The 23,459-nt window shown below is 68.8% G+C and carries 24 protein-coding genes; 19 read left to right on the top strand and 5 right to left on the bottom strand.

The window, feature by feature from the left end; translation table 11 throughout:
• Positions 1-5 precede the first annotated feature (5 nt).
• Positions 6-3,095, bottom strand: coding sequence for a hypothetical protein (locus QZ483_RS00120; protein ID WP_297080802.1), 3,090 nt, complete (start codon positions 3,093-3,095; stop codon positions 6-8).
• A 362-nt stretch (positions 3,096-3,457) separates the two neighbouring features.
• Between QZ483_RS00120 and QZ483_RS00115 the strand changes: the two genes are divergently transcribed.
• Both QZ483_RS00115 and QZ483_RS00110 read left to right on the top strand, forming a co-directional pair.
• Positions 3,458-4,645: a 4Fe-4S dicluster domain-containing protein gene (locus QZ483_RS00115; RefSeq protein WP_297080799.1), complete on the top strand. Its 1,188-nt coding sequence runs from the start codon at positions 3,458-3,460 to the stop codon at positions 4,643-4,645.
• A gap of 82 nt (positions 4,646-4,727) precedes the next feature.
• Positions 4,728-5,162, top strand: a complete 435-nt coding sequence (locus tag QZ483_RS00110; protein WP_297080797.1) for a helix-turn-helix domain-containing protein — start codon at positions 4,728-4,730, stop codon at positions 5,160-5,162.
• 14 nt (positions 5,163-5,176) lie between these two features.
• Here QZ483_RS00110 and QZ483_RS00105 read toward each other — a convergent pair whose 3' ends face one another.
• Positions 5,177-5,386 (bottom strand): hypothetical protein, encoded by a 210-nt coding sequence (locus QZ483_RS00105; protein ID WP_297080795.1) that lies wholly within the window; start codon positions 5,384-5,386, stop codon positions 5,177-5,179.
• 204 nt (positions 5,387-5,590) lie between these two features.
• Here QZ483_RS00105 and QZ483_RS00100 point away from each other — a divergent pair, with 204 nt between their 5' ends.
• The 13 genes from QZ483_RS00100 (at position 5,591) to QZ483_RS00040 (ending at position 17,731) form a co-directional block, all read left to right on the top strand.
• On the top strand, positions 5,591-6,505 hold the full coding sequence (locus tag QZ483_RS00100) for an FAD/NAD(P)-binding protein (protein WP_297080793.1): 915 nt from the start codon (positions 5,591-5,593) through the stop codon (positions 6,503-6,505).
• A gap of 1 nt (position 6,506) precedes the next feature.
• The gene (locus QZ483_RS00095) at positions 6,507-7,337 is read left to right on the top strand and encodes a hypothetical protein (RefSeq protein ID WP_297080789.1); all 831 of its coding nucleotides are present in this window, start codon (positions 6,507-6,509) and stop codon (positions 7,335-7,337) included.
• Positions 7,334-8,641, top strand: a complete 1,308-nt coding sequence (locus QZ483_RS00090) for a Ni/Fe hydrogenase subunit alpha (protein WP_297080783.1) — start codon at positions 7,334-7,336, stop codon at positions 8,639-8,641. The genes QZ483_RS00095 and QZ483_RS00090 overlap by 4 nt, the downstream gene beginning before the upstream one ends.
• On the top strand, positions 8,638-9,153 hold the full coding sequence (locus QZ483_RS00085) for a hydrogenase maturation protease (RefSeq protein WP_297080780.1): 516 nt from the start codon (positions 8,638-8,640) through the stop codon (positions 9,151-9,153). The genes QZ483_RS00090 and QZ483_RS00085 overlap by 4 nt, the downstream gene beginning before the upstream one ends.
• Positions 9,126-9,350: a HypC/HybG/HupF family hydrogenase formation chaperone gene (locus QZ483_RS00080; protein ID WP_297080778.1), complete on the top strand. Its 225-nt coding sequence runs from the start codon at positions 9,126-9,128 to the stop codon at positions 9,348-9,350. The genes QZ483_RS00085 and QZ483_RS00080 overlap by 28 nt, the downstream gene beginning before the upstream one ends.
• A complete protein-coding gene (locus QZ483_RS00075) occupies positions 9,347-10,270 on the top strand; it encodes a DMT family transporter (RefSeq protein ID WP_297080776.1) in 924 nt (307 codons plus the stop codon). Before QZ483_RS00080 ends, QZ483_RS00075 begins: the two co-directional genes overlap by 4 nt.
• On the top strand, positions 10,267-11,094 hold the full coding sequence (locus QZ483_RS00070; RefSeq protein ID WP_297080774.1) for a DUF6390 family protein: 828 nt from the start codon (positions 10,267-10,269) through the stop codon (positions 11,092-11,094). The genes QZ483_RS00075 and QZ483_RS00070 overlap by 4 nt, the downstream gene beginning before the upstream one ends.
• Positions 11,095-11,112: 18 nt before the next feature.
• Positions 11,113-11,841, top strand: a complete 729-nt coding sequence (locus QZ483_RS00065) for an energy-coupling factor ABC transporter permease (protein ID WP_297080772.1) — start codon at positions 11,113-11,115, stop codon at positions 11,839-11,841.
• Positions 11,842-11,969: 128 nt separating this feature from the next.
• Positions 11,970-13,568 (top strand): S-layer homology domain-containing protein, encoded by a 1,599-nt coding sequence (locus QZ483_RS00060; protein ID WP_297080771.1) that lies wholly within the window; start codon positions 11,970-11,972, stop codon positions 13,566-13,568.
• A 94-nt stretch (positions 13,569-13,662) separates the two neighbouring features.
• Positions 13,663-14,139, top strand: a complete 477-nt coding sequence (locus tag QZ483_RS00055; RefSeq protein WP_297080769.1) for a hypothetical protein — start codon at positions 13,663-13,665, stop codon at positions 14,137-14,139.
• Positions 14,140-14,206: 67 nt separating this feature from the next.
• Positions 14,207-15,925 (top strand): DUF222 domain-containing protein, encoded by a 1,719-nt coding sequence (locus tag QZ483_RS00050; protein ID WP_297080768.1) that lies wholly within the window; start codon positions 14,207-14,209, stop codon positions 15,923-15,925.
• Complete coding sequence (locus QZ483_RS00045; protein WP_297080766.1) at positions 15,918-17,249, top strand: DUF2130 domain-containing protein; 1,332 nt, start codon at positions 15,918-15,920, stop codon at positions 17,247-17,249. Before QZ483_RS00050 ends, QZ483_RS00045 begins: the two co-directional genes overlap by 8 nt.
• A gap of 20 nt (positions 17,250-17,269) precedes the next feature.
• Entirely contained in the window at positions 17,270-17,731 is a 462-nt protein-coding gene (locus QZ483_RS00040; protein WP_297080764.1) for a hypothetical protein, read from the top strand.
• On the opposite strand, the gene QZ483_RS00035 is transcribed toward QZ483_RS00040, so the two are convergent.
• Positions 17,728-18,207, bottom strand: coding sequence for a CoA-binding protein (locus QZ483_RS00035; protein ID WP_297080763.1), 480 nt, complete (start codon positions 18,205-18,207; stop codon positions 17,728-17,730). The genes QZ483_RS00040 and QZ483_RS00035 overlap by 4 nt on opposite strands.
• Before the next feature lie 121 nt (positions 18,208-18,328).
• Complete coding sequence (locus QZ483_RS00030) at positions 18,329-18,562, bottom strand: hypothetical protein (protein ID WP_297080760.1); 234 nt, start codon at positions 18,560-18,562, stop codon at positions 18,329-18,331.
• Positions 18,563-18,838: 276 nt separating this feature from the next.
• Between QZ483_RS00030 and QZ483_RS00025 the strand changes: the two genes are divergently transcribed.
• The 3 genes from QZ483_RS00025 to QZ483_RS00015 all read left to right on the top strand — a co-directional run bounded on the left by QZ483_RS00025 (position 18,839) and on the right by QZ483_RS00015 (position 20,916).
• Positions 18,839-19,225 carry a hypothetical protein gene (locus tag QZ483_RS00025; RefSeq protein ID WP_297080758.1) on the top strand — a complete coding sequence of 129 codons (387 nt, stop codon included), beginning with the start codon at positions 18,839-18,841 and terminating at the stop codon, positions 19,223-19,225.
• A gap of 56 nt (positions 19,226-19,281) precedes the next feature.
• Positions 19,282-19,860 carry an aminoacyl-tRNA deacylase gene (locus QZ483_RS00020; RefSeq protein WP_297080757.1) on the top strand — a complete coding sequence of 193 codons (579 nt, stop codon included), beginning with the start codon at positions 19,282-19,284 and terminating at the stop codon, positions 19,858-19,860.
• Positions 19,861-19,983: 123 nt separating this feature from the next.
• Positions 19,984-20,916, top strand: coding sequence for a thermonuclease family protein (locus tag QZ483_RS00015; RefSeq protein ID WP_297080754.1), 933 nt, complete (start codon positions 19,984-19,986; stop codon positions 20,914-20,916).
• A gap of 23 nt (positions 20,917-20,939) precedes the next feature.
• On the opposite strand, the gene QZ483_RS00010 is transcribed toward QZ483_RS00015, so the two are convergent.
• Entirely contained in the window at positions 20,940-21,539 is a 600-nt protein-coding gene (locus QZ483_RS00010; RefSeq protein ID WP_297080752.1) for a dienelactone hydrolase family protein, read from the bottom strand.
• A gap of 104 nt (positions 21,540-21,643) precedes the next feature.
• Here QZ483_RS00010 and QZ483_RS00005 point away from each other — a divergent pair.
• A partial coding sequence (locus QZ483_RS00005) for a hypothetical protein (protein ID WP_297080751.1) occupies positions 21,644-23,459 on the top strand: 1,816 nt, incomplete at its 3' end.

Here is a 23,459-nt window from a genome sequence, read left to right as displayed (position 1 = left end):
CCAAGTCAATCCTCCTGGGGGAGACCGCCGGAATCGCCCGTCTGGCGTCGCGAGACGGGGGGTATCTTCGCGCGGGCCGGGGTGATCTCGAATCCGCTTGGGCAGGGCTTGAAGCCAGTCACATTTGGGTCCGGCCGATACATGGTTTGATGAACCCGGAGTGAATCGATATCGAGCTTCGCAGCGACCACATAGTCGCGTGTACCGCGGGATACGCGCACGAGGTCTCGTTGGTAGTCCTTCTTCCGCGGAGCACGCACTCTACTGTCTCCGAATCGCCTGTCATTGGCCTGCACGATGTAGGCATGAATGTCCAGCGCCGACGACTCCACCAGAGAAGAGAAGCTCTTTGTGTCTTGGTTGTGCTCGGGAACAAACAGGGCATCGACTTTTCCACGAAGGTACGCCCGCGCAGAAATGTCGGTCAGCTCGTGGCAGATTAGGAGGCTGAAGTAGAAGCCTCCGTGGTCTATGACAGGAATGTCCTCAGGACCATTGCGGCTCGCGCTCGGCTCGAGGCGCAGATTTCCGAGTTCAGTAAGAGCTTCCTCCTCGTGCGGAGCTGGCAGTTGTTTGTCCTGCTTGTGGATGTACATGGACGGTACCTCGGCGTGATGAATGGGCAGCGCGGCCCAGACCTGATTCGCCACAAGGTTTGGGTCGCGGCGTACGTACTCCACTCCCGAGATCAGCCCGATGTTGTGAGCGCGAAGCTTGAGCGCAATGCGCATGAACCACGCGCTTGGAATGGCAAGCTCGTGCAGTACGAAGTAGTCAATGGGATCCCGGGTTCCTATCGCGTCGTTTACGAGCCGTGCGAGCCGATTTCGCTTGGCGAGCGTCAGTTCTGGGACGCCTAGCGCCGCGCCTTTCCAGGTGTCGCCTTCGCTTTGCGTAACGCCGAGCGCCACATGCACCTTGCGGGCACTGGAGAGCTTGCGTCCCCCCTTTACCCTCAGCACCGAGTGCGTGAGGTTTCGCGTCCTGGACCGTGTCGTGGGTTCGTCGACCGCGGTAGCGAGAGAGTCGCGCGGATCGTACCCACGCGCACCAATCATTGCGCGCGTGAGCGAATCGCTCGCGGGCCTCGAGTCGCCGTCTGCCTGGGCTAGGTACAGCTCATCGAGACGCACAGGCCGAGTGGCGAACATCACCCCTGCTTGGACGCCAGCCGGTATCGCGAGAATGTCGGAGATCGCCTGCACACTCTCCACCAGCGCAGTGGGGTACTTGGCGCCCTTTCCAAGGCGCGGGAGAGGGCCCGTTGCTCCGAGGCGCACGTTCTCCCCATGCAAGAACTGGCGCCGAAGCGCCACGTAACCGAGGTCTCTAGCATTGATTGCGCGAACGGTCTCGGTTAGTTCGTCGTCCGGGCGAAACCAATCCCTGGTGGGGTCCAACGAGGACAGAGCGTCCGCAATTGTGCCCATATCCCAAGCTTCTTGGCGGGTGACGGGCAGTGACACGACAACACTCGTAAACGCCTCCTCGGCAAGATCTCGACGCCACGCATTCCAGACGGAAACTGATTCGATCGTCGCTTGGCCGGCGCCGGGGTCAACGCCGCCCGCGATCGACACCGGATGTGTGGCCGTGGCATGTGCAACGAACGTGGCAACGCCATTGATAAGGTCCGCGACCTCCTCGTAGTCACCACAGGCGGTGGCCAGAGCAACGACGCGCGAAAAGGTAGAGCCGAGCTCGAAGAACGCGTCAGACTCGAGAACCTGATCCTTGACAGCCCGTAGGAACCGCTGGCGCTGGGGGGCCCACGAGGCCGAGGGGAGGTCTTGAGCGTAAGCCTCGTAGTCGGACACACAGATCGCAAACCGTGATCGAGTCAGCGTGACCACGTCCGCATCGCGGAGAGTTCCGCCGTGGTCTCCGCTGGGTTGGACAGCTCGTGCGACCTCGGCTCCTACAGCCTCAGGCTTGTCGGGGACGGTGGACATCAAGCGCCACTCGCTCGACGATTCGCGGATGCGCTCTGCGAGCGCGTTGAGTTGGTCTGCTCCCTTTGTGCCTGCGAGCTTGAGAAGCGAGTTCTTCCGATTCCCAAACTTGACGCTTGCGCCACCCAGATAGGCGGGCGAGAAAACTGCGACGTCGCCTGTCAGTACCTGAGAGATCGGCTCCACCCGTGGCTCGGCGGAGTCTTCGTCCCGCGCCAGGACCTGGATCGCGCCCGCGGATCGCTGTGCGATCCATCGCCATACGTCGCTTGCTTGCGTGAAGCTGGCGTCGTTCTCGAGCACTATTGAGATGTCGTCGACGTAGCGTGCGTACTTGATCGGCTTGATCTCCGTCTCGATGAGACGGTCGAGCTCGATAAGTGCGGCGTTGGCGACTACCGCGCTCGCAGGCAACCCGACTGGCAAGCCCTGTGCATTCCAGGGCCGCTTGCGCGACACGCATTCTCTCCAACTGTCGAGTGCTCGCACGAACAAGCGATTGACGCGGGTTTCGTGCGCGTTTAGTTCTACTCCCGATCGCAATAGGAAGTCGGCGTTTGCAAGGAAGCGCGGGTCCAACGAGTGGAAGAACCTGGTGGCATCGCCCGTGAGCACCGCCACTTCCCGACCGTCTTCGAGCGCCTTTCTAGACGCTTCCAGTGGGCCATCGCGCCACTTGCGGTATCGCGGCATGTATGAAGGGAAAGACCCACTCCCAAGAAGGTTGAACCGCTCGCGGGTAGTCCTGCGCAACCTGTAGCCGAGGACGCTGCTTGAGAGCGCGGCATCGATCTTCTCGCCGACGGTCATCATCCAGTAGGTGGAGAAGACGTGGAGATCGATGCTGCAGCGCGCCATCAGGCGAAGCTCAATGGTCTCGTCTGTTGTGCTGTTGTTCGAGTCCTTCAAGCCCTTCGGCGCCAAGTAGCTGTCCCCGACAAACTCGGGGTCATCGACCCAATCGCTGCATTTGCCATTGATGCGGGTGCGCAGCGAGCGTAGGCGCTCGCCCAAGTCAGCCTCGTACGCAAGCAAGTCGAGAGCGCGAGCGTTCTGGGTGAAGTACAGATCGGTCTTGGCGAGTCTGTAGGCGAGCACGACATCGTGAGTTGTCGCAGACGTGCGGGCATCCGTTTCGTTCACGCGGTAACACACCTCCAAGTGACCTTCAGTGCACGCTCGGACGGCTCGGTGTGGAGCTCAGCTTTGCACTTGAGCTTGCGACGGGCGATTGTCGCCGTCTCAACTCTTATCGGGCGCTTCTGCAGATCGCTCCAGTCTCGAGTCGCGATGAGCGAAGCGTCCGGTGGGCACATTCCGGGACGTCGCGGGCTTGCGGCCCGACACCGGCCGGTGCGAAGGAGTCAGGCGAGACGATCCGATGTGATCTCGGTCGCACCGCCCTCGACGACCCTAGTAGCTGAGATCGCCTCGCGCGGCAGGTCGGGACCAACGTCCCTAGCGCCTCGCGCACAGCGGCATAGCGTCGCAAGTGGAGGCGTGTCATGGACGACATCCGAATCCTCTCGACATCGGGGCTCGGCGCCCTCATCGACGAGTTGCGGCAGCGCGGCTATCAGGTGATGGGGCCCACGGTCCGGGGCGATGCGATCGTCACCGGCGAGATCCGTGCGGCCTCCGACCTCCCGCAGGGGGTCGGGGACCAGCAGGACCCCGCCCGGTACCGCCTGCGCGAGCGCGGCGATGGCGCCTACTTTGGCTTCGCCGCCCCCGCCCAGTCCTCGAAGCCCGTGTTCTTCCCGGCGGAGGAGGTCATCTGGCGCGGCCGCCGCGACAACGGCGAGGACGACCACTTCACCGTCGAGCGCGACACCCCCGACACCAGCCGCAAGATCGCACTCCTCGGCACGCGCTCGTGCGACCTGCGCGCCGTCCAGATCCACGACACTGTGCTCGCCAGCCGACAGTACATCGACGCCCACTACGCCGCCCGCCGCGACGGCACCTTCGTGGTCGCGGTCGCCTGCTCGGACCCGGCCGCGACGTGCTTCTGCGCCTCCATGGGCACCGGCCCGCGCCCCAGCGACACCAACCCCCAGACCGGCGAACCGTCGTATGACCTGCTGCTCACGGAGATCGCCCCGAGCGACCCCGACCTGCACCACTTTGTCCTCGAGGTCGGCAGCGCCGCCGGCCTCGAGGTCGCGGACGCGATCGACACCACGCCGGCCACCCTCGACGACGCGCACGAGGCCCTCGCCGTCACCTCCCACGCGGCCACGCAACAAAGCCGAGCCATCGACACGGACACGGTCGCGGACACTCTGCGCGCATCAGCCGAATCCTCCCGCTGGGAGGAGATCGCTACCCGCTGCCTCGCGTGCACCAACTGCACGCTCGTATGCCCCACGTGCTTCTGCACCACCGTCTCCGACGTCTCCGACCTCACCGGAGAGAACGCCGAGCGCCACCGCGTGTGGGACTCGTGCTTCTCCGAGCAGTTCAGCTACATCCACGGCGGACCCATGCGCGAGTCCGCGAAGTCGCGCTACCGCCAGTGGATCACCCACAAGCTGTCCTCCTGGGAGGACCAGTTCGGCATGCTCGGCTGCGTGGGATGCGGCCGCTGCATCACGTGGTGCCCCGCGGGCATCGACATCGTGGAGGAGGCCGCGGCGCTGGGACGCGCACGCGGCGTCGCTCCGACTCCGGCCACGGCAGAAGCAGGGTAATGTCAGTTGTAACTGGCACTCAGTTGCATATGTCAGTGTAGGCGCGCATACTTGTATCTTGACCGTGGCTTGGGAGGCTGCCGTGACTGGGACCGCATCGTCCACTGTGTTCGCTGACGAGGCCGAGCGTGCTGAGGCGCAACTACTCGTCGACTTCCTCGAGCGATCGATGCCTGCGCACGGCGCATCGCTCGACCTGCAAACTGCTCCCGAGCTCTCCGCTGGCTTTGTCCAGTTCCTCTCGCGCGTGCTCCACGAAGTTGCGGATGGTCACAGTGTCACGGTTGGTTCCGTGCCGCCGGAGCTCACGACGACGGTGGCTGCCGAGCAGTTGGGCGTCAGCCGCACCACGCTGATGAAGCTGATCCGCGACGGGGAACTGGCCTCACACAAGGTGGGCACGCACACCCGAGTCAAGACTGCCGACGTCGCTGACCTGCGCGCCAAGCGAGTGCGCGCGCAGCGCGAGGCCCTCGAGGAGCTCCTCAAGTTGGAGGACGAGTTCGACATTCAGTGATGTCGAACGTGCTGTCAGGCGCGGGAGAAGTATCGCGAATGCGTGCGCTTGACTGACTCGAGAGAGTCGCCCACGATCTCAAGGTCAGGGTCGTGGTTGGACTTCTCGATACGCAACCGTTCCGCGAAGGCCTCGCGGTGACCGTTGGGACCCTCGAACGACTTGACTTCGCTCGCGCCGCTCTTGCGGTGGTACGAGATCACGTAGCCAGACACGCCATTCACCGCCCTTCTTCAAGTATCAAGAGTACGGGGGCGAGGTCGAGGGGCGCGCCGCTCCGGAGAGCGCCGTGCCTGCTCTTGCACAACGGCTCTCACGCTGTTTCAAGAATTCGTGAAGCAGCCGCGAGTGACCCCTACGCCTCTCCCCGGACCTTGGTCCCTGGCGCTTCTACCTCAGCGGCATAGCGTCGCAAGTGGAGGCGTGTCATGGACGACATCCGCAACCCAGCCATACCCGGCCACGGCGCGACCGTCGCGGCAGGGTCAGTTGCGGACACGCTCGCTCCGCCGCCGGCCCCGATGGTGCCGCGCCGCTTCGCGATCACCCGCGTGCGCCAGGACACCCGCGACACCTTCACCCTGTTGTTGGAGCCGCTCGACGGCGAGCCGCTGCGCTTCGCCGCCGGCCAGTTCACGATGCTCCACGCGTTCGGCGTGGGCGAGGTGCCCATCAGCATCGCCGGCGACCCGCGCGGCACCGACGCCGGCGAGCCTCTCGAACACACCATCAGGAACGTCGGCGCCGTCACGCGCGCACTGGTGAATGCCGCGCCCGGCACCGAGATTGGAGTCCGTGGCCCCTTTGGGACCACCTGGGATGCGGCCGATGCGCGGGGCGGGGACGTCGTCTTCGTTACCGGCGGCATCGGCTTGGCCCCCCTGCGGCCGGCCATCCTGGACGTGCTGGCCGAGCGCGACGCCTACGGCAAGGTCCTGCTGCTCTACGGCTCGAGGACCCCCGACGACATCCTCTACGGCGACGAGATGCGCCGCTGGGCCGACCTCAACGACGTCAACGTCCAGATGACCGTCGACAACGCCCCCTACGGCTACAAGGGTCGCGTGGGCTTCGTGACCGAGCTCATCGGTCGCGCCGGCTTCGACCCACGCAGCGCGTGGGCGTTCGTGTGCGGGCCGGAGGCGATGATGCGCGCGTCCGCCCAGGCGCTCACCGCGCGCGGCGTCGCCGCGAACCACATCCGCATGTCGATGGAGCGGTCCATGAAGTGCGGGATAGGCCTCTGCGGGCACTGCCAGCTGCGCGAGCTGTTCATCTGCGTCGACGGCCCCGTGCTGAGCTACGACCGGCTCGAGCCGCTCATGAGCGTGAGGGAGCTGTGAGATGACCGCCGCCACCCACGACCACGCGACCGCCAACCCGGCCCCCGCATCGGCGCGCCCCAAGCTGGCCGTCTGGAAGTTCGCCAGCTGCGACGGGTGCCAGCTCTCCATCCTCAACTGCGAGGACGAGCTGCTGTCCATCGCGGAGAACGTCCACATCGCGTACTTCCCCGAGGCCACCCGCGCCGTGGTTGAGGGCCCTTACGAGCTGAGCCTGGTCGAGGGCTCCATCACCACGCCCGAGGACGTGGAGCGCATCCACGAGATCCGCGCGCAGTCCGGGACGCTGGTGACCATCGGCGCGTGCGCCACCGCCGGCGGCATCCAGGCGCTGCGCAACTTTGCGGACGTCGACGAGTTCCGGTCCATCGTCTACGCGCACCCCGAGTATCTGTCGACGCTGGACACGAGCACGCCCATCGCGAGCCACGTGGACGTCGACTACGAGCTGCGCGGCTGCCCCGTGGACAAGAAGCAGCTCATCGAGGTGCTCGCGGCGTTCCTCAACGGCCGCAAGCCGCGCATTCCGTCGTATTCGGTGTGCGTGGAGTGCAAGCTCAAGGGCAATCTCTGTGTTCCGATCGCGACCGGAACTCCTTGTTTGGGACCCGTGACGCAGGCCGGCTGCGGGGCGCTGTGTCCGTCGTATGGGCGCGGGTGCTACGGCTGCTTCGGCCCGCAGGACAGCGCCAACACGGACTCCCTCACCCAGCAGCTGACGGAACTGGGCATGGCCGATGCGGACATCGTCCGCGTCTATCGCACCTTCAACGCGGGGGCGCCCGAGTTCGAGGCCGCGAGCAACGCCGTCGAGACGGGAGGCGCGTCATGACGCATCAGCTGAAGGACGGCGGACAGGTTCTCAACGTCGGCATGCTCGCGCGCGTCGAGGGCGAGGGCGGCATGCACATCGAGATCCGCGATCGCCAGGTGGTCGACGTCAAGCTCAACATCTTCGAGCCCCCGCGCTTCTACGAGGGCTTCCTGCGCGGCCGCAAGTACACGGAGCCTCCGGACATCACCGCGCGGATCTGCGGCATCTGCCCGGTGGCGTACCAGTCGGCGTCCACGGAGGCGATGGAGACCATCTGCGGCGTCACCACCACGGACGCGATCCAGGACATGCGCCGCCTGCTGTACTGCGGCGAGTGGATCGAGTCTCACGCGCTGCACATCTTCATGCTGCACGCGCCCGACTTCCTTGGGTACGAGTCCGTCATCGAGATGGCCAAGACGCACGGCGACGTGGTGAAGATGGCGCTGCGGCTCAAGAAGGCCGGCAACGACCTGATGGAAGTGGTGGGAGGCCGTGCGATCCACCCCGTGAACGTCAAGGTGGGCGGCTTCTACCGGATGCCCACCGTCGCGGAGCTGCAGGGGTTGCGCCCGGACCTGGAGCGCGGGCTCGAGGACGCGCTCGCCGCCGTCGAACTGGTCGCCGGCTTCGACTTCCCCGACATGGAGCAGACGTACACCTACGTGTCCCTGCGCCACCCGCAGTGGTATCCGCTTGAGCGCGGGACCGAGGTGGTGGCGTCGAACGGCACGCGTTTCCCGGTGGCGGAGATTGCTTCACACATTAAAGAGTTTCACGTCGAGCACTCCAACGCGCTGCACGCGACCTTCGACGGCGGCATGTACTTCGTCGGTCCGCTCGCCCGGTATTCCAACAGCTTTGACCAGCTAAGTTCTCGGTGTCAGGAGGCCGCGCTCGCCGCGGGGCTGGCCGAGACCTGCCGCAACCCGTTCAAGTCCATCATCGTGCGGTGCGTCGAGCTCGCGTATGCGTTCGAGGAGGCGCTGCGCATCATCGACGGCTGGACGGACGGCCACCCGCCGTCGGTGCCCGTGGAGCCTCGGGCGGGGGAGGGCGTGGGCGCGTCCGAGGCTCCACGCGGCACCATCTGGCACCGCTACCGGATCGACGCCGACGGCATCATCGAGGACGCGCAGATCGTGCCGCCCACCAGCCAGAACCAGGCCAGCATCGAGCACGACCTCCGCACCGCCGCACAGCAGTGGGTCGACCTCGACGACCACACCCTCACGCACCGCTGCGAGGAGGCCATCCGCAACTACGACCCCTGCATCTCCTGCGCGACCCACTTCCTGGACCTGAGGGTGGAGCGGTCATGAGCGCCCGGGACGTGATCGTGATCGGGCTGGGATCGCCCGACAGGGGAGACGACGCCATCGGCGAGGTGGTCGCGGACCGCATCCGCGCGGCCTTTGGGGGCATGGTGACCGTCACCACGCGCGAGGACCCGACCGCGCTGGTGCACACCTGGGAGGGCAAGCGTGCCGCCGTGGTGGTCGACGCCGTGATGTCCGGACGCAACCCCGGGACAGTGCGCGTGATGGAGGCTGGCGCCAAGGCGCCGCCGCTGCCGACGCACGCCTTCACCGCATCCGGCCGCGGCGGGAGCCACGCCTTCGGGCTCGCGGGCGCGGTCGAGCTGTCGCGCGCGCTCGACACCCTGCCCGAGCGCGTCGCGATCGTGGGCGTTGAGGCCGGCACCTTCGCGTACGGGCACCTGTCCGTGCCCGTACGCGAACACATTGACGCTGCCGTCGCCGCCGTGGCCGACGTGCTCGCCCAAGAAGGCATCAAGGAGGAGTCATGTGTCTCGGAACCATCGCCCAGGTGATCGAGGTCCACCGCGACGGCAGAGCCATCGTCGAGCACGACGGCGTGCGCCAGGAGGTGCTCGAGATGACCGTCGCCGATGACGACATCGAGCCCGGCGACTGGGTCGTGGTCCATGCGGGCTTCGCCCTCGAGCGGCTCACGGAGTCGCAGGCCGTGGACGCGCTCAAGATCCGCGGGAAGGAGGCGTCGACATGAGCACGCGCAACCGGGGCCTCGCGCTCGCGGGCGTGACCGCGCTGATCTCGGGCGTCGCGATCTGGGTCAACTCCAACGGCGTGGCCGCGTATGGGTCCGCCTCCGCGTACACGACCGCCAAGAACACGATGGCGGCGGTGGTGATCGCGCTGGCGTTCGTGCTCGCGCGGGCGGTGGGCAGCGCCGATGCGGTGGCGGTGACCCGCCCGTCTCGCCCCGGGCAGTGGGTCGGGTTGGCATACGTGGCCATCCTGGGAGGCGCGGTGCCGTTCGTGCTGTTCTTCGAGGGGCTGGCGTCGACGGCGTCCGTGCAGGCGGCGTTCCTGCACAAGACGCTCATCGTCTGGGTGGCCGTGATCGCCGTGATCGCGCTCAAGGAGAAGCTCACGTGGTGGCACGTGGGCGCGGTCGCGCTGATCGTGGTGGCGCAGTTCGGGCTCGCGGGCAACGTGGCGCTGGCCGCGGACGTGGGCACGGCGCTCATCGCCGGCGCGACTCTGCTGTGGGCGGTCGAGGTGGTGGTCGCCAAGCGGCTCCTGCGCGACGTGACTCCCTGGACGGTGTCGATCTGGCGCATGGCGGGCGGGACTCTCGCGCTGCTTCTGTGGTCCGCGGCGACCGGGACGCTGGGCGCGATCTGGCCGACCACCGCGGTGCAGTGGGGGTGGGTGCTGCTCACCGGGGTGCTGCTCGCGGGCTACGTCCTCACCTGGCACCAGGCGCTGTGGCGGGCGCCCGCGGTGGACGTCACAGCGGTGCTGGTGCTCGGCGCGATCGTGACCGCCGCCTTGGCCGGCGCGTTCGACGGCGCGGCCGTCGGCGCATCGGCCCCCTGGCTGGCGCTCATCGCCGCGGCGGGCGTCATGATCTGGCTCGCCCCGCGCCTGCCGGGCGCGTACGGAAGGCGAGGTGCGACATGACTGTCACCCCGCATCGGCCGGACGCAACCGCCACCCGGCCCACCGCCGATCCCGCGCCGGTCGAGGCGGACGGCGCCGTGCTGTTCGGGCGCTACGCCCTGCCGCCGAACGAGCGCGGCTACTGCGGTCCCGACCGCGCGTCCGAGCTGCTCGAGCGCGTCAGCGAGGGCGCCTCCGGACAAGAGTTGGAGCACGTCGCGCAGGGCTTCGAGGGCGCGTGGCCGTACCTCGAACTCATCTCGGAGTGCCTGGGGCGCGCGCCGCTGGACCCGCTCGTCGTGCGGACGTATTGGCTGGGAGGGCCTCCTTTGGGCCGATGCGGTGGTGCCGTTTTCGTCGACTCGCTCGAGACGCGCTTCAGGCCGCGCTTGTCGCGCGAGGAGTTCGAGCGGCTGGTGGAGGCCGCGCGCGTGGGCGCGACGCCGCACCACAGCTTCCATGTTTTTGCGGTCTACCCGTGGGTAGGGCTGCTGCGCGGTGGGTACGGGCGTGAGCCGCTCGAGGTGCTGGACCGGTGCCGGATCCGGTGGGGGCAGGTGACTGCTGTGACCGGTGATTCCGCCACCGTGGCGAGCCGGCCGCTGACGTGGAACGGGCGCCGGCTGGGGCTCGGGGCTGCGGTGTTGGAGAGCGTGCGCGTGCGGCGTGATGGGCACGCGCTGGTCGACGGCTTGGCCGTGGGGGACGTGGTGTCGCTGCACTGGGACTGGGTGTGCGACCGGCTCTCGCCGCTGGATCTGGCGGATCTCAAGAGATCGACCGCGCACGAGCTGGGCGCGGTGAATGCGTGTACGTACTCGGCGCCGGCGGCGGTGCTGAGCTGATGGTCAAGGGAGACGATCATGCACATTCCTGATGGGGTTCTGGACCCTGGTGTTCTGGCGGTGGCCGGCGCGGCGTCGGTGGGCGCGGTGGCGTGGTCCGCGGTGGCGGTGCGGCGTGGTGCCGTGCGAGGCCGGGCGCCGCGCTGGGGTCTTGCCGCGGCCGGCGCGGGCGCGGTTGCGGTGGCCCACATGGCCGACGTGCCCCTGTATGGAGGCCATACCGCGCACCTCATCGGAGGCACGCTGCTGGCGGTGGCCGTGGGGCCGGCGCTCGCGGTGCTCACCATGGCGGGCGTCCTGGTTCTTGAGGCCGTGCTGCTGGGTGATGGCGGGATGGCCGCGCTGGGCGTGAACGTGCTGGTGATGGGCGTCGTGGGTGTGCTGGTGGGGTACGGGGTCTATCGCGGCGTCGTGCTGGTCGTGGGGCGCCTGCGCGGCTCTCCTGACGTGCCGCCTGACGTATCGCCCGGTGTGGCCGCCGTGGCGGCCGCGGCAGGTGCGTGGGTGAGCGTGACCGCATCGGCCCTCACCCTGGCCACCGCGGAAGCCGCTGGGGGAGCGGCGGTCTCCGTCGCACAGGCCCTCCTGCCGCAGCATGCGGCGTGGGGTCTGCTCGAGGCGATCGTCACCGGCGGTGCCGTGGCGGTGGCGCTCGCGTGGGGCGGGCAGGTCGCGCGGCTGCGGGAGTCGCCGCGGACGCCGCACGCGGTTCAGGCGCGGGATGGCGAGGTGCCGGCCGTCGTGTAGGGCGCCCCGCCCGGCGCCGCGCGTCATTCGCGGTGCGAACGGAGCGAGCGACTCGCGCAAGGTCCTGTCGAAACGGGCGTCGAGCCGATACGGTAAGTCCGATTCGTCACTCGTTCGGGGGTTCAGTCATGACCTGGCGCCGCGCTGCCGCATCCGCCTTCACGGCTCTCGCTCTCATGCTCGGCGGGCTGGTCAGCGCCTCGAGCGCCGCGGCAGCACCCTCGTTCTCGGACGTCCCCCAGGGCGCGCCGTTCGCCAAGGAGATCGAGTGGCTGGCGGGCCAGGGCATCTCCACCGGCTACTCGGACGGGACGTTCCGGCCGCACCTGCCCATCACGCGTGACGCGATGGCGGCATTCATGTATCGCCTGGCCGGTGAGCCGGCGTTCACCGCGCCCGCGAAGTCCCCCTTCCGCGACGTGACGCCGCGCACCAAGTTCTACAAAGAGATCACCTGGTTGGCGAAGAGGGGCATCAGCACCGGATACGCAGACGGCACCTACCGACCCTTCGAGCCGGTCAAGCGCGACGCGATGGCGGCCTTCCTGTACCGCCTCGCCGGCAAACCCTCCTACACGGCGCCGCGCTGGTCCCCGTTCGCGGACATCTCTCCCACCTCGAAGTTCTACAAGGAGATGACCTGGCTCGCTCAGACGGGGATCTCGCGAGGCTGGTCGTCCAACAACACGTACCGGCCGCAGTGGAACATCGCGCGGGATGCAATGGCGGCCTTCATGTACCGGTTCGAGCACCGGACCGGCGGCACCGGGGCCGGAGTCGTGAAGCGCAACGGCTCGAATGTGGTGGTGGGCAACGGCACCCCCGCGTCGTGCACCTCGGCGGCCGTGGCCCGCGCGGTGCTCGGTGGAGGGAACGTGTCCTTCGACTGCGGCCCACGCGCCCTCACCATCCGGCTCAATCAGACGCTGATGACGTGCAACACCGATACCTGTGAACACTTCTGGCAAGGGGGAACCCGCGTTGCCTCGATGACGCTCGACGGCGGAGGGCTCATCACCTTGAGCGGCGGGGGCTCTCGCGGCATCTTCTACGCCAACAGCTGTGAAGAGTCGTTCGGGTGGCTGTCCTCGAGCTGCCAGAACTCGACCACGCCGCACATCACGTTCCGCAACATCGGCTTCACCCAGGGCAACGCCTCCATTTCTCCTGCCGGAGTCGCCGTGCTCCCGGGCGGCGGCGGTGGCGGCGCCATCGCGATGCGCGGCGGCACGCTCACCGTGGAGGACGCGTGGTTCACGTCCAACCGCTGCGTGACCGCCCACTCCGACGCCGGCGGTGGCGCGATCCGCGTGACGGGCGTGAGCGGAGGCGTCACCATCTCCGACTCCCGTTTCTCCGACAACAGGTGCGCCAACGGGGGAGCGGTGAGCTCGCTTCAGGCCCCCATGAGCATCACCGACTCCACGTTCACGGGCAACGTGGCCACGGGCCAGGGTGCCTCCAGCGGGCGCGGCGGCAACGGCGGCGCCATCTACTTCGATGGCACCAACCAGAACGTCACCATCACGAGGTCGACCATCACCGGCAACAAGGCTCCCGAGGGCGGTCCCGCCGTGTTCTACGTCTCCAACAACCTCACGGGCTCGCTCACCATCCGAAACTCGACGCTGACCGGCAACACCGGCCAGCGCTTCTACACCTCGCCCTACCGCAGCATCTTCTTCAAGGGCAGGAACTTCACCGTGAGCGGCGGCACCGTCACGTGAGTGCCGCCTGCGCGCATCGGCCCTGTGCCGTGTGCTCGTGCTGCAACGCGTGCTTGCGCTGCACCGTGTGGCGCGCCGGCGCTAGATTCGCCTCGTGACCCTCGACTGGCTCCCGGAGAGCTTCGCTCATCCCCTCCACGTGCCGCTGGCGGACGGCGTCCATCTGCGCCCCATCAGCCCTGACGACACCGACATCGACATGGTGGCTGTCATGGGCAACCAGCCGATGCTGTGGGCCAAGTACGGCGACGCGTGGGGCTGGCCGCCGGCGACCATGACCGCCGAGGCCGACCGCGAGGACCTCGACCGCCACGCGCGCGAGATGGTGACGCACGAGTCCTTCAACTACGCGATCCTGCCCGCTTCTGAAGCTGCGCTCTATGGGTGCGTGTACATCGATCCGCCTGAAGGCGCCGATGCGGTGGCTGGCCCAGCCGCCGACGTCAGCTTCTGGGTGGCGGCCGATGCGCCGGCTGGCTTGGGGGAGACGGTGCGGGAGTTCCTGCCGGGTTGGCTCGCGCGGGAGTGGCCTTTCGCGGCGGTGCGGTACCCGTTCGGTGAGGTGGGCTGAGCCTTCCTCCTGTGGAGAACCGTGCCTCGTCGCCGCCGATGTCAGACCCCTCTGATGTGATGGATCCATGACCGAGGCACCCGCTCTGCTCGCTCCCCCGGGGAGCGACGCTGGCGTGCCTGCTGGCGGCGATTGGGATGGTCGCGTGCGGGCCGCGCTGGCGGAGCGGCGTGAGATGACGCACGCCGGCGTGAGCGGCCTTGCGGATGATGACCTGGTGGCACTGGGGACCGCGCTGGGCGCGGTGCGCAAGGACGCGGACCGGATGATGGCCGTCGTCGCGGCGGAGCAGGCTGCGCGGTCGCGCACGAAGATCAAGCAGCAGGGACTCGCTCGCCGGAAGGGCAAGGGAGATGAGCGGGGTCTCGTGTCGGGTCAGACCGGTGGCTCGGAGGCTGAGGCGGGGCGCCTGATCGAGCTGGGCGAGACGTTGCGGGATGCCGAGCGCGCGAGTGGCGGTGATGAGCCCCCTCGTGACCAGGAGCCTGCAGAGACGGGGCCGGTGTTCTCGGCCGTGGCCGCCGCCGTGAACGCGGGGGATCTCAGTGTCGAGGCCTCGACCATGATCACGCGGATGCTCAAGCGGGTCGCGAAGCGCTGTGACGCGGCGGCGGTGGCGTGGGCGGAGAAGGATCTGGTGTCGTCGGCGCGGTACCTGCGGCTGAACAAGCTCGCGGCTCTGATCACGCGGACCGAGGAGCGGCTGGACCGGGAGCATCTCGAGGAGCTGGCGCGGGAGCGGCGTGAGCGTCGATTCCTGCGCATCGGCGAGGCTGCGGACGGAATGATCACCATCAACGGTCGCCTTGATCCCGAGAACGGTGCGCCGCTGCTGATGGCGATGGACGCGATGGTCGGTCAGCACTTTCGCCTGCGCAAGAGGATGCAGGACCTCGCCAAGGCGGGGGAGTCGGTGGTGCTGGATGAGCGCACCCCCGAGCAGGTGAGGGCCGATGCCATGGGCGACTTCGCGCGCCACGTGGGCGGCTGCGAGGTGGACGTGCTGCCGCGTGCAGGTGTGACGGTGGTGGTGCGCACCAACGTCGAGGAGCTGCGCGAGGGGCTTGCCGGGGCGGGCGTGGACGGATTCGCGACCGGGCTGGACGCCGGAGCGCTGCGCCGGGCGGCGGCACGGGCCGGAGTGATCCCGGAGGTCATGGGCGGACCGTCCCAGGTCCTGGACCAGGGGCGCGCGAAGCGCAGCTTCACGCAGCCCCAGCGGATCGCGCTGGTCGAGCGCGACGGAGGCTGCGCGATGTGTGGGGCGCCGCCGTCGTGGTGCGACGCCCATCACATCGTCCACTGGTCCCAAGGCGGGCGGTCGGACTTGGACAACGGGGTCCTGCTCTGTGTTCGGTGCCACCAGGATCTCCACAACCAAGGGTGGAGAATCGAGGCGACCGCGTCCGAGGTGTGGTTCACACCGCCCGCGAGCGTTGACCCCCGCCGCAAGCGGCGGCCCGGGGGCCGAAGACTGTTCGATGCCTTGCCGCTCGAACCCGAACCTGAACCTGGCTCCGCGCCGGCAGGTGTGCCCGGCGAGGAGGAAGCTGTGCTGCTCGATGCTGAGGCCGCATCGGCCAACTGCGCCATGGCTGCGGGGGACCCGTGGGTCTCGGTGCCCGCGGAGGTCGATGACTGGCGAGCACCGCCGGACCCGATCGAGCGCGAGTTCGAGCGAACACTGGAATCGGAGCTGGAACGCTGGTTGCGGCAGGTGGTGCGCGTCCCCGATGCGCCTGCGCACCTACACTCGCAGGCAACGAGGAGGCCCATCGATGCATGAGATCACCTGCCCGCATTGCGGCAAGGCGTTCACGGTTGACGAGGCTGGCTACGCCGACATCGTCAGTCAGGTCCGGACCCGGGAGTTCGACGCCGAACTCGAGAAGCGCCTGCACCTCGCCGACGCCGACAAGGAGGCGGCGGTTGAGCTGGCCGTCGCGAAGGCGGCAAGCGAAGCGCAGAAGGCTGCTGCCGCCAAGGAGTCCGAGATCCAGGACCTGAAGGCCAAGCTCGACGCCGGCGAGGTCGCGCGCCAGCTCGCCGTGGCCGAGGCGCTGCAGGCCGTCGAGAAGGAGCGCGACGCGCTCGCCAGCCAGGTGGAGCAGGCGAAGGCGACCAGCGCATCGGCCGCCGAGCTGGCCGAAGCGAAGCTCACGAGCGAGCTCCAGAAGGCTGCGGCCGCTCAGGCCTCGGAGATCCAGCAGTTGAAGAGCGACCTCGAGAAGGCCGCGCTCGAGAAGTCGCACGCCGAGTCCTCGCTGAAGGAGAAGCACGCCGCCGAGATCGCGTCGCGCGAGATTCAGATCAAGGATCGCGACGATGCCATCGAGCGCCTCAAGGACATGAAGGCCCGGCTGTCGACCAAGATGATCGGCGAGTCTCTCGAGCAGCACTGCGAGTACGAGTTCAACCGCATGCGCCCCATGGGCTTCCAGAACGCGTACTTCGAGAAGGACAACGACGCCTCGAGCGGGTCCAAGGGCGACTACATCTTCCGCGAGGCGGACGAGCACGGCACCGAGATCGTCTCGATCATGTTCGAGATGAAGAACGAGGCCGACACCACCGCGACCAAGCACAAGAACGAGGACTTCTTCAAGGAGCTCGACAAGGACCGCAACGAGAAGGGCTGCGAGTACGCGGTGCTCGTGACCCTGCTGGAGCCGGAGAACGACCTCTACAACGGCGGGATCGTCGACGTCTCGCACCGCTACCCGAAGATGTACGTGGTGCGACCCCAGTTCTTCATCCCGATCATCACGCTGCTGCGCAACGCCGCTCTCAACTCGCTGAAGTACAGGCAGGAGCTGGCGCTGGTGCGCGCGCAGAACATCGACATCACCAACTTCGAAGCCGAGCTCGACGAGTTCAAGGACAAGTTCGGGCGCAACTGGCGGCTGGCGTCGGACGGCTTCGAGGAGGCCGTCAAGCGCATCGACGAGGCCATCAAGGACCTCGAGAAGACCAAGCAGGCGCTCCACAAGTCGGCCAACAACCTGCGCCTGGCCAACGACAAGGCCGACGACCTCACTATCAAGAAGCTCACGCGAGGCAACCCCACCATGGCCGCGAAGTTCGCGGAGCTGGAGTCGGGGGAGCAGTGAGGGAGTTGCAAGGAGGACCCGTGTTCCCGGGAGTGACCGCTGAGACATGCGAGCAGGCGTGGGACGTGCTGGTGCCGGCGATCGAGAAGGCGCATGCCGCCGGTCTGACCAACGGCCTGCGCGGCACGATCATGGTGCTCGACCCTGCCGAGCCGGACCCCGCGGCGCCCGTGTTCGTGGCGCACGTGGGCGAGCCCGCCCCCGAGTTCCTGCGCAACGTCGAGGGCAAGGTCGCCGTCACGATCCGGACCGGACTGGATAGTTCGCGCGTGCGCCAGGACTTCCCGCACCTGTACCGGCCCGGCGACATCAAGTACCCGGGAGCGATCATCCGCGACGGGCTGATCGTCGCGTTCTCCGGTGTGCAGGGCGACTTCGACGAGATGATCTGCGAGTGGATGGTCGCGACGCTGCGCGCGATCGGCCGCGACCGGTTCTCCCGACCCGGGGGCGCGGACGACGCGGACGGCGCCTACCTCTAGACCTCCCGAGGCACCTTGCCTGACATCTTGAGGAACGGGCACATGAAGAGCTTGTGGAAGCCGTCTGCGGTGGGTCCGAACATGAGCGGGCACCCGCCGTCGATGACGGTGACCCCGTGCTCGCGGCCGTAGGCGACGGCCTCATCGTCGACGCTGCCGTCATCGAAGGCGCGGTGCATCCACACCTCGCCGATCCCGAGTTCGACCGCCTCCTTGACGGTGGCGAGCGCGCGATCCGGCGCGGTGCCGATCACGACGGCCTCGACCACGCCCGGCACTGACTTCAGGTCGGGGTAGGCGGTGACGCCGCCGATCTCGTCGGCGTTCGGATTGATGGGCACGGCGTCGTAGCCGCGCTCACCCAGCCGTTGGAAGACCGAGTTCGAGCCGTGGCCGGCCGGATTGCGGGACACGCCGGTGACGGCGATGCGTGAGTGCGAGAGGAAGCGCTCGGCTGCCTCGGCTATGGCGGTCATGGTTCCCCCTGGAACTGGGCGCTGGCGCGCGCGGTGGGGACCTCGATCCATGCTCCTCGCTTGCGTCGGGCCGCGCAAGGGGTGCCGGGTGCTGCGGTCTGACGCTGGGCCCCGTGCCGGGTCAGCGGCCGGGAGGGATGTCCGCGCCGCCTGAGTCGCCGTTGCCCGAGTCGTCACCGCGGCGGCGCTTCTCCTCGCGCTCGCGCTCCCGCATGCGCAAGTAGGCCTTCACGAGCGCGACGAGCGTGACGACAATGCCTGCCGCGAAGGCGACCATCATGATCGTCCACATGACGTCGTAGTTCGCGGGGAGCAGCGGCTCGCCGTCAGCGGCGACCAGGACAGGGTCGGTCATGGCGCCAATCTAGCTCGCGCGGTCGTCAGCGCCACCGTCGCCAGCCGAGTTGTAGGCCCTTCGCACGCGCCGCGCGCGTGTCCGGACGCGGCCGCGGAGGCCGCGGCCGCACCCCGGATCGTGGGACGCACGTGCGACGCCCGAGGGGTCCTGGCCGCCAGATGACAACTTCGCAAACCGTACATAACGGTTCGGCTTCTCGCCGCGCGGGATGCCGAGCTGGGCGGCGGTTAAGGAAGTAGATGGCACGCCGATACCAGCCCCTCTGGAGGAAACGTGACAGTCGCCCATCCCTCAGTGGTGACGCTCAGGCCAGCGGTACGGGACCGCATTCGCGTCCCCGTGCCCGCGGTCGCCGCGCGCCCTGTCAAGACCGATGCGGAACTGCGCGCGCAGCACGCCGCGCAGACCCGTGTCGGCATCCTCGCGTGGTCCACGCTCGTGCGTGGCGCGATGATCATCGCTCTGCTGATCGCGGCGTACATGTTCGTCGCGACCGGCATGATCACCACCATGACCGATGCATTCGCCGGGTGGTTCACCACCGACGTCGCGCCGCTCATCCAGCTCGACTTCGGCGGTGTGCTCGTGGGCGGAGAGTCCACGGCCGTGCAGATGGGCCTGTTGCCCGGCGCGCCGGATGCGCTCCGACCGGTCGGGTGACGGAGGCTCGGCGCCGAGAGCGGGAAGCGATGCGCGGTGTTGCGGGTTGAGTAGGCATGACCACTGACTCCGCGGCGTCGGATAACCCTGCTCCCGGCGGCCCCGATCACGGCAGCTCCGCTCCCGACGCCCGCGCGCCCGATTCTCGCGCGCCCGATACCCCCGCCATTCGTGCGATCGCCGAGACCGGCATCGACCACCACGTGACGGCGCACGGTCCCGTGCGGTCGCTCGAGGAGGCCGCCGAGGCGCGGGGCCTCGACCCCCGGCAGATCCTCAAGACTCTGGTGGTGAGGCGAGCCGAGGGTGACTATCTGTTCGTGCTCGTGCCCGGCGATCGGCAGATCTCGTGGCCTAAGCTCCGGGAGCACCTCGGTGTGAGCCGGCTGTCGATGCCGGACAAGGACGTCGCCAAGGACGTCACGGGGTACGAGCGCGGGACCATCACCCCCTTCGGCTCGCTTCCGGGCCCTTCTGGCAAGCCCTGGCCCGTCATCGCCGACCGGCTCATCGTGTCTCGCGAGGGCCCTGTCTCGATCGGCGGCGGCGCTCACGGCGTCGCGGTCACGGTCGACACGGCGCAGCTGGTCGAGGCGCTGGACGCCGCAGTCGCCGACGTCACCGAAGCGCTGTAGTTCGCGCTCGACCCCGCCAGCGAGGACTTCGTCACTCCCGCTCGCGCCGTCATTCTCAGACTCGGTAGCGTCGTCCCCAACCGCGAACGAGCTGAGGGGCAAGGTGACGCGATGAGGGGCCGCATGCCGAGGTCGATCGCGGCCGGAGCACTGGTCGTGGCGACCGCGATCGTCGCCGCCGGGTGCGCAGTGCCGTCGGGAGGCGACGCGGCGTCGCTGGACCTGGCCGGCGCCGACACCGCCGCAGCCCAGCACTCAGACGAGCCCACGGCCCAGCCCTCAGGCGAGCCCACGCCCGGGAGCAATCCTTCCTCGAGCGACACGGAACCGTCGGAGCCCGCCGCAACCGCATCGGCGCCCAGCGAGCCAGGCGAGAGCGAGACGGATGTCGAAGCGCCCAGCGAGAGCTCCGGCGACGGCGACGCCCGCGCCTCCCAGGCTGGCTCGACCAGCGGTGCGAAGCCCGCCGCGACTGTGACCGTCACCCATGTGGTCGACGGCGACACTGTCTACACCTCCGACGGCGGCAAGATCCGGCTGATCGGGTACGACACCCCCGAGACCGGGGAGTGCGGCTTCGGCGAAGCGAAGGCGTTCGTCGCGGACCTCGTGCTGGACAAGCAGGTCGAGCTCGTCAACCCCGCCAGCGTCGACGACGTCGACAAGTACGACCGCCTGCTGCGATACATCACGGTGGGCGGCACGGACCTGGGCACCGCGGTGCTCAAGGCCGGGCTCGCGAACGCGCGGTACGACAGCCTTGACGGCTACGACCGCCACCCCCAGCAGGACCGCTACCGCGCGATCTCGAAGAACACCGAGCACGTGTGCGCGACAGGTGCAGCCGAGCAGGACGCGGAAGCCCAGCAGGATGCGGTAGCCGAGGAGTCCGAGGCGGACGGCTCGACGACCGCCGACGCCGCGACGGAACCGTGGAACCAGCCCGGCCCCGACCTGAACTGCAGCGACATCCAGCAGGTGGTGCAGATCACCGGCACCGACTACCACCGCCTCGACCGGGACGGCGACGGATGGGCCTGCGAGTCCTACGGCTGACGAGGCCCGCCGCGTGACGAGGACTACATAGCCGCCCGAGCCGGCGCCGCGCGCCCCGCATCGAGCCGAGCCAGCCAATCGTCGAGCCGCTCCTCGAACTGATCGGCCGCATCGGCGTCGTAGTCGTGCACCGCCGGGTCCACGAACATGTGCCGCTTGTTGCGGTAGCGGTAGACCTCGGCGTGGGGGATGGCGCGCTCGACGGCGTGGAGCTCGTCGGGCAGGCACCAGTCGTCAGGATCGGCGACGTGGATCTGCAGCGGCACGTGCATCCGCCACGTCGAGCCGTACATCTCCGGCGGCGACGCCCCGCCCATCAGCACGCACCCGCGCACCCGCCGCAGATGCTGGGCCAGGTACTGCGCCGGTCCCGCGCCCATCGCGAACCCGACGACCACGTCGGCCCCGGGGTGCAGCCGCGCCGCCCGGCCCGCGACCTCGAGGATCGCGTCGTGGCCGATGCGGGCCGCGTGCTCGAGCCCATCGTCCAGGCTGCGGAACGTCCTGCCTGCATAGGCATCGGGCGAGTGGACCACGTGCCCATCCGCCCGCAGCCGATCCGCCAGCGCGCACAGCCCCTCGGTGAGGCCATGCGCGTGGTGAAACAGCAGCAACTCCGCCATGCCTTCAGTCTGCCCCTCCCCGCGCAACCTTGCAGGGTGACCCTTCGCCGCATCGGCGCCGGCTCCCCGACGGCATGTCGGCACCCGCGTGTACTTTCGTGCCCATGGAGCCCGTCGAGGAGCTGGTCCAGGTCCGCGTCCCGCCACGCACGGTCGAGGTGCGCGTGCACGGGGTGTCGGGCACGCCTCCGCAGGCCCTGCTCAGCGCCTTTCCCATGCGCGTCGAGGGCGACGCCAACGCGGGCTTCTACCGCGCACGGCAGGCCGATGCGGAGGCCGGGATCGCGGAGGCCTTCAGCTGGGGAGGGCTCACCTCCCGCAGCCGCGTGACCGCGCTGTGGCTGTTCCTCGCTCCGCTCGCGCTCATCAACGTCGCGGGCTGGATGACGCCCTCACCCTCGCGTGCGTCGCAGCGCGGGAGCGCCTACCAGGTGCGTCGCGTCGCGATGCGCCTCGTGACCGTTGCGGCGACCGTCTTGGCATCCGCGATCGCGGTGCAGGCGGCGGCGACGGTGCTGGGCCTGGTGACGGCCGATGCGCCGGTCGCCACTCTCGCCGCCGTCACCTCGGTCGGGCTGGCGGCCCTCGTGCCGCTGGGGCTGCACCTGTTGTCGAAGGTGGGCGGCGCCCCCGATGATCACGAGGATCACGAGGACGTGTTCGGGAGGGCGCACTCGCTGCACGGCCTCAGCGCGGGGCACCTGGGCATCGGGCTGAGCACGGTCGCGCTGCTGGGCGGGATCGTCGCCGGGGCGGATCCGCTGGGTCCCGTGGCCGGGATCGGGATCCTTGTCGCCATGGTCGGTCTCGCGCTCGGCACGGCGGCGGCGCTCCAGACGCGGACGTCGGGGCCGGACGTCGAGCCGCCCGAGGGCAGGCGTGCCGTCGTCGCGGGCGTCGCCGCGCTGGTGATGGTGGGAGCGGGCCTGGCGCTCGACGGCGCCGGCGTGTTCCCCGTCCAGTCCCACGGCGATCCCGACGGCGCGCTGACCGTGCGGCCCGAGGCGCTCACCGTCGCTCACTTCACGATCGCGGGCACGGCTGCGGTGCTGCTGGCCGTGGCGCTGCTCGCGGAGCGGCGCATGCCCGTGCGGGAATCGGCGGGGCACTCGGTGGCTTTCGCGGCGCTGGGCTTCTTCATGTCGTACTCGGCGTTCGGTGCGCTGTCCTATGGTTTGCTCGGACTGGCCTCCGAGGGGAGCCCGCAGGCCTTCCTCGAGGACCCCGAGCCCGCGATCATGTTCCGTTTCATCGACTACTCCGCGGTGGTGCTGACCTGTGCCGCCCTGTGGGTGGCCGCGCGCATCGCGGGCGAGGTCCGGCCGCTCGCGCCCGCTGGCGAGCATGGGGTGGACGCCGCTCGCCGTCTGCGTGCCGCCGTGAACGGCGCCACCGGCGATCTGCGCCGCGCCGGGACAGGGCTGCTCATCGCGGCGCTGGTGCTGGTGCTCGCCGAGCTCCTCCGCCTGGCCTTCGAGGGAGCGACCTGGGCGGAGCGGCTGGCGAGCGTTCTCACCGAGCCGCGGATGGTGCTGGGCGCGGTGGGCTGGCTGTTCGTGGCCTATCTGGTGGTGCGCGTGTGCCGCGGCAGGCGGGGCGCGCTGGCCATCGCGGCGGTGGGCATTGCTGCGGTCGGGGCGCTGGTGTGGCTCGTGGACCAGGGCGGCGTGGACCTGCTCGCGTGGGCGAGGCTCGACACCGACCTCCCTGGCACGGCGGGGATCGATCACCCGTCCGTGCCCGCGACCGCCTTCACGATGGGCGCGGTGGTGCTCGCGCTGTTCGTGCCCGCGGCGTCGGTCCTGTACTTCGTGTTCTCGGCGTCGGGGAACCGGGAGTCGCGCCGCGGCGTGGGGGTGCTGTGGGACCTCACCAACTTCTGGCCGCGGCTGTACCACCCGTGGGCGCCGACGCCGTACT

Origin of the sequence: uncultured Demequina sp., from assembly GCF_913055775.1 — a bacterium.
GTDB lineage: Bacteria > Actinomycetota > Actinomycetes > Actinomycetales > Demequinaceae > Demequina.
This window is presented reverse-complemented; position numbering and strand designations above follow the sequence as displayed.

Excerpts from the sequence above, each read along its gene's own strand:
- QZ483_RS00085 (WP_297080780.1), top strand. The coding sequence starts at position 8,638 with ATGAGCGCCCGGGACGTGATCGTGATCGGGCTGGGATCGCCCGACAGG.
- QZ483_RS00060 (WP_297080771.1), top strand. The coding sequence starts at position 11,970 with ATGACCTGGCGCCGCGCTGCCGCATCCGCCTTCACGGCTCTCGCTCTC.
- QZ483_RS00050 (WP_297080768.1), top strand. The coding sequence starts at position 14,207 with ATGACCGAGGCACCCGCTCTGCTCGCTCCCCCGGGGAGCGACGCTGGC.
- QZ483_RS00030 (WP_297080760.1), bottom strand. The coding sequence starts at position 18,562 with ATGACCGACCCTGTCCTGGTCGCCGCTGACGGCGAGCCGCTGCTCCCC.
- QZ483_RS00015 (WP_297080754.1), top strand. The coding sequence starts at position 19,984 with ATGCCGAGGTCGATCGCGGCCGGAGCACTGGTCGTGGCGACCGCGATC.
- QZ483_RS00090 (WP_297080783.1), top strand. The coding sequence starts at position 7,334 with ATGACGCATCAGCTGAAGGACGGCGGACAGGTTCTCAACGTCGGCATG.
- QZ483_RS00020 (WP_297080757.1), top strand. The coding sequence starts at position 19,282 with ATGACCACTGACTCCGCGGCGTCGGATAACCCTGCTCCCGGCGGCCCC.
- QZ483_RS00070 (WP_297080774.1), top strand. The coding sequence starts at position 10,267 with ATGACTGTCACCCCGCATCGGCCGGACGCAACCGCCACCCGGCCCACC.
- QZ483_RS00045 (WP_297080766.1), top strand. The coding sequence starts at position 15,918 with ATGCATGAGATCACCTGCCCGCATTGCGGCAAGGCGTTCACGGTTGAC.
- QZ483_RS00100 (WP_297080793.1), top strand. The coding sequence starts at position 5,591 with ATGGACGACATCCGCAACCCAGCCATACCCGGCCACGGCGCGACCGTC.
- QZ483_RS00035 (WP_297080763.1), bottom strand. The coding sequence starts at position 18,207 with ATGACCGCCATAGCCGAGGCAGCCGAGCGCTTCCTCTCGCACTCACGC.
- QZ483_RS00075 (WP_297080776.1), top strand. The coding sequence starts at position 9,347 with ATGAGCACGCGCAACCGGGGCCTCGCGCTCGCGGGCGTGACCGCGCTG.
- QZ483_RS00095 (WP_297080789.1), top strand. The coding sequence starts at position 6,507 with ATGACCGCCGCCACCCACGACCACGCGACCGCCAACCCGGCCCCCGCA.
- QZ483_RS00010 (WP_297080752.1), bottom strand. The coding sequence starts at position 21,539 with ATGGCGGAGTTGCTGCTGTTTCACCACGCGCATGGCCTCACCGAGGGG.
- QZ483_RS00065 (WP_297080772.1), top strand. The coding sequence starts at position 11,113 with ATGCACATTCCTGATGGGGTTCTGGACCCTGGTGTTCTGGCGGTGGCC.
- QZ483_RS00080 (WP_297080778.1), top strand. The coding sequence starts at position 9,126 with ATGTGTCTCGGAACCATCGCCCAGGTGATCGAGGTCCACCGCGACGGC.
- QZ483_RS00115 (WP_297080799.1), top strand. The coding sequence starts at position 3,458 with ATGGACGACATCCGAATCCTCTCGACATCGGGGCTCGGCGCCCTCATC.